Here is a 3,145-nt window from a genome sequence, read left to right as displayed (position 1 = left end):
GAACAGCACGTCTTACAGCACCCAGATGAGGCGTTACGCCGCATCGGGTGTGCTGCGTGAATCAGAAGTTAAAATGTCAATTTGGATGTATATAGAATGCATTATAAGAAGATAAGAAGGGTGTACCAAGCGAATTTTGAAGAGTTTTATAAGTCTGCTATTAACAAAAGAACATATAAGTTGCGAAATGCACACTTGAATTTCTAGTTAGGAGGGGGGATGTATGTAATGATAGTGCCCGAATTATTTTGCCTAACGGTGATAGACGAAGAATGGGGAGAGGCGGTTGATGATTTTTGGATTGAAATTGAAGCGGATATTGGTATCAAGGGGAACTCAGATTCTGCTGAATTATTTACTATTTATGTTACAAGTCCAAAAAGGTTAGGGAATATGGTGGAGAAGTCAGGATTGGAGATAGCTAGAGGATTGTTTATAATGAAAGACTTTAATATAAAAAGTGTAGAGGATCGTCTCAAAAAAATACTTGCCCATTGTTCAAGAAAAACATGGCACGAAACCGCTCTAGCCATTAGTCGGTATGCTATTTGGGAGTATGAAAACTAAATCGAAGTATAATTGGGGGTTTTTGGATATATAAATCCAATCTATTTTTCTAACATGCCGTCTGGTTAACGTGGGGGGCTTTAAAGATAGAATTTTTCAAACCTATCTTGACAGAAACACAAAATATTGATGAAGCCTTTTTATGAAAAATTTTTATTTAGAGCTCACGACCTACTTTAAGGTTTGTGAGCTTTTATTATCTCAGAGTGAGAAAGAATAACAACTAATAAAGAAATGTAGCCAAACAAAAAACATTGATTATGACGAGAGAGGACACGTTCGCACGTTTACGACTGGAAACGGAGTGGGCGCAACCTTCACGTATGATGACCGTGGCTTGGTGAAAAGTCTGTCAGTGGGAACAGCGGACGGAACCGAGTTGTTGGCGGAAACGTACCGTTATGACGAAAACGGCAATCGGACGAAAATCGAGTTCCCAACAGGAGAAGCGATTGTTTACCGTTACGATGCGCTCGATCAACTAGTGGAAGAGCAATGGCCGGATGGAACGACGATCGCGTATACGTACGATGGATTCGGCAATCGCAAGCAAATCGTGAGAACGAAAGACGGACTATCCACGACGATCACGGCCGATTATAATGCAGCGAATCAATTGACCCGTTTCGGCGATGAAACGATCACGTACGATGCGAACGGCAACAGGACTGAAGACGGCGAGTACCAATATGAATGGAACGCCGCCGACCAGCTCGTCTCTATCACCCGAAAAGGAGAAAGCACGCCGTTTGTGACGTACCAATACGATGAAGACGGCCGCCGCATCCAAAAGAACGTCAATGGCGTCGTGACGAACTACTATTACCAAGGCGACAGCCTTAACGTCTTATATGAAACCAATGCGAGCGGAACTGTGATACAATCATATATATACGGAGAAAACGGCCAGCTGTTGGCGATGAAAAAAGGCGGGGCGACGTACTTCTACCACTACAACGCGCATGGTGATGTCATCGCGTTGACCGATGTGCAAGGAAACGTGGTGGCTCGTTACGAGTACGACACATGGGGTCAAATTCGTTCCGAAACGGGCTCCCTAGCAGCCGAAAACCCATACCGCTATGCCGGATACCAGTATGATGAAGAGACCGGGTTCTACTACTTGATCGCCCGTTATTACCACCCAACGCACGGAGTGTTTTTATCGCTCGACCCAGACCCAGGCGATGCGGATGACATTCTTACGCAGAACGGCTATACGTATGCGAACAACAACCCAGTGATGCTGGTCGATCCGGATGGGCATTTTGTGTGGATGGCGATTAATGCGGGATTTGCGGCGTATGATGGGTATAAGGCGTATAAATCAGGAAAAGGATGGAAAGGTGTCGCGTTTTCCGCTGCGTTCGGTTTTGTTGGTGGAGGAAGATTAAAGGTAGCTAGGTCAGCTGGATTAGCTGCTGAGAAATATCTTGCTAGAAGGTTAGGAGCTAAACCAGCGCATCTTCAAAGAATATTTAATATCGGCAAAACAAAAAGACGAGCAGATATTGTAAAAAATGGTACACTACATGAAGTTAAAGTAGGAAGAGTCTCAGCTTCCATTTTCACAAGGGCACAGGTTGCAAAAGATACATGGTTATTAAAAAATAGGAAAGTGAAAAGGGTGCACTGGAATTTCTATGTAAGTTCAAGAACTGGTAAAGTAGGTCCAAGTAGAAGTCTTAGAAAGCTTTTAAAGAAGCATGGTATATCATATAGCATACACCGTGAAAGTTTTTAACCAGTAAGGAGCGATTTTATGTCTAATAAAGATAAGATGATTAGTGCTTTAAAGAAAATAGTAGTCCCAGAGTTAAAAAGGAGGGGATTTAAGGGCAGCTTTCCTCATTTTAGGAAACAAGGGGGGCAGCTGGGGTATCTATTATCGTTTCAATTTGATAAATGGGGAGGAGGATTTTTAATAGAGATTGGGGTAGCGAAAGTTAATGAAGAAGGAACTGTAAAGATTGATAATCTCAGCCGTCCATTTCAAAAGTTAAATGCTTTTCACTTAAACAATCGCTTCAGAATTTTGGAACATAAAAATGGGAATAAGGATTGGTTTAGATTCGATAACGAAACACAAAACTTAGAAGAAGCAGAGTTTATCGAAATAGCTAAGAATGTCTTACCCTATTTAGATGTTGCAGACGATTGGTTTGAAAAGGTAAAACAAAAGCAAACCGTACGATAGAATAAATTTGACGACACGCTTATTTTATATTATAGCGTTGTCGTCTTTTTAGTTAGACCACTGATATAAAAAAGGAAATAAGACTAGTATGCTCCCTTTCCGAGGAAAGATGGGGGACACATAGATAGATTCGGAAACATTTGGACCAAAGGACCTTCTATATACATGCACTTTAAAGCAGTAACTTCTGTATGAACCATGGTTATACTGCTCCTAAATACTCATGTGTAAAAGGAGCGGAAAAGACATGAAACGTCTGAAAATCACAAATGATCACGGTTGGACACCTCGAACACTTCGGAAACAAGAACGGAAAATCAAAGATGCTTCGCTTCGCGTTCGGGTGACCGCTGTTCGTCTCGTCATGGAAGGTCATCTTGG

The 3,145-nt window shown here is 42.0% G+C and carries 2 protein-coding genes and 1 pseudogene; all 3 read left to right on the top strand.

Annotated elements, in window-relative coordinates; genetic code table 11:
• The first annotated feature begins 219 nt into the window (after positions 1 to 219).
• The 3 genes and pseudogenes from HNR43_RS13990 to HNR43_RS13980 all read left to right on the top strand — a co-directional run bounded on the left by HNR43_RS13990 (position 220) and on the right by HNR43_RS13980 (position 2,764).
• Positions 220 to 567, top strand: a complete 348-nt coding sequence (locus tag HNR43_RS13990; RefSeq protein ID WP_183244705.1) for an Imm8 family immunity protein — start codon at positions 220 to 222, stop codon at positions 565 to 567.
• 250 nt (positions 568 to 817) lie between these two features.
• A pseudogene (locus HNR43_RS13985) lies at positions 818 to 2,311 on the top strand (RHS repeat domain-containing protein); the annotation flags it as partial.
• 18 nt (positions 2,312 to 2,329) lie between these two features.
• A complete protein-coding gene (locus tag HNR43_RS13980) occupies positions 2,330 to 2,764 on the top strand; it encodes a DUF4304 domain-containing protein (RefSeq protein WP_183244703.1) in 435 nt (144 codons plus the stop codon).
• The last annotated feature ends 381 nt before the right edge of the window (positions 2,765 to 3,145 follow it).

Origin of the sequence: Anoxybacillus mongoliensis (assembly GCF_014201515.1) — a bacterium.
In the GTDB taxonomy this organism is placed as follows: domain Bacteria; phylum Bacillota; class Bacilli; order Bacillales; family Anoxybacillaceae; genus Anoxybacillus; species Anoxybacillus mongoliensis.
This window is presented reverse-complemented; position numbering and strand designations above follow the sequence as displayed.

Excerpts from the sequence above, each read along its gene's own strand:
- HNR43_RS13990 (WP_183244705.1), top strand. The coding sequence starts at position 220 with ATGTATGTAATGATAGTGCCCGAATTATTTTGCCTAACGGTGATAGAC.
- HNR43_RS13980 (WP_183244703.1), top strand. The coding sequence starts at position 2,330 with ATGTCTAATAAAGATAAGATGATTAGTGCTTTAAAGAAAATAGTAGTC.